Genomic DNA, 1,614 nt, shown 5'->3' on the forward strand with positions numbered 1-1,614 from the left:
CTAAACCAGCTAATAGTTTGTCAACAATTTTCAATGAAACATGAAATACTTCTTGTTATACTTAAAAAAGGGTATATCAAATAACCTTCCTCAATAGAGTTGGAAGGCATTGGTTTATTTAGTTATTGTTTCTTACGCGATATCTACAAAAGTAGAATTGGTTCTTAACAGGGCATAAATCCAATGTAAAAGCTTATTTGCACAGGCAATGACAGCTACTTTATAAGGTTTTCCTTCTTCACGTTTCTTATCGTAGAACGCCCGCATTTTCTTGTTGCGTGGGATAACTTCATCAGTAGTTTTCATTTTGCGACTGTCCCGGATTGCACATTTGACGGCCATGAATAGGGCATGTCTTAGTCTACTTGATCCTCTTTTGGTGATCCTGTTTACGGTTCCTTTGAATCTGCCGGATTCAAAGATACTCGGATCTATTCCAGCGAACGCAACCAGTTTCTTCGGATGATTAAACCGATCAATCTCACCGATTTCGGAAATAATCGTTGCAGCGATCTTTTCTCCGATACCCGGAATTGATTGGATAATCTTATATTCTTCAATTTCTTTTGCCGAAGCATCTATCTCTTTTTCCAAGCTGGATAGGTGCTTTTGGTATTCCAACAACACTTTTATATACATTTCCATGGTTAGAATATGGCTCTGATAAAGGTTGTTTTGAAATGGATTGCGTTTAGCAGCATCAATTAACTTCTGTGATCTCGCTTCCGCCCAGCTATATGAACGGCTCTTACAAAGTTCATGAATCTTATTAGATATCTCTTGTTCTTCAGCTGTTAATACATCGTTAGATGTGGGGAATTCTACTAGGGTCAATAAGGAGACAGCTGAGTATAAATCCCCGAACACACCACGATATTCAGGAAAAACCTGATCCAGAATCGCTTGGAATTGTAGTTTTGTCTGTACGTATATATTCGTTAGGTTTTCGTGTTGCCTTGTAAGATTCCGTAGATCTAACAGTTGGATTCCGCGTTTCTTATAGGGTTCCAATTCCTCTTTGTAATACAGTTCACAGAGGTGATGGGCATCAATTATATCTGTTTTCACCTTGCGTAAACTGGAGCTCTTTGCCCGGTATGAAATGAGAGGATTAACAATAATAATTAAGTAGTTTCTCTCCTCGAGATATTGAACTACCGGTGTATGGTAATGCCCTGTAGCTTCCAATACGACCGGTGGTCGGACACCAGAGACCCTTTCTACCTCCAAGAGAAAATCATGTAAATACTTCAATCCATCTAGTGTGTGTGCAACCTTGAAGCTGCTTTTGTAAGGTTCTCTTCTGTCTAAATATGCTTGAACCTGGCTTTCCCCTTTGGCTACATCTAGGCCAATAACAGGATTCATTCTACATCTCCTCCACGTATAGTTTGCCGGTAACCCCTAATCCTCCTTGTAGTGTCATAGCTTCGCTTGTTATACGGGATCTAGGTCCCAACCAGCCTCAATCATGTTTCTACAAGTAGGGGGCGGACGGTTTAGCTGACGGGTTCTATCACCCACGGGTGCTTACGTCCTACCCCGGCTACAGTAATCATAAAACCATATAAAAAATGGTCAACCAGAAATATCTGGCTGACCTTATAATACGAA

Annotated in this window: 1 protein-coding gene; it reads right to left on the minus strand. The window is 40.3% G+C overall.

Features of this window, described 5'->3' with window-relative positions; genetic code table 11:
* Nucleotides 1-132: 132 nt before the first annotated feature.
* A complete protein-coding gene (locus M3191_RS18050) occupies nt 133-1,368 on the minus strand; it encodes an IS110 family transposase (protein WP_251701722.1) in 1,236 nt (411 codons plus the stop codon).
* Between the last annotated feature and the right edge of the window lie 246 nt (nt 1,369-1,614).

This window comes from Sporosarcina luteola (assembly GCF_023715535.1).
GTDB lineage: Bacteria > Bacillota > Bacilli > Bacillales_A > Planococcaceae > Sporosarcina > Sporosarcina luteola_B.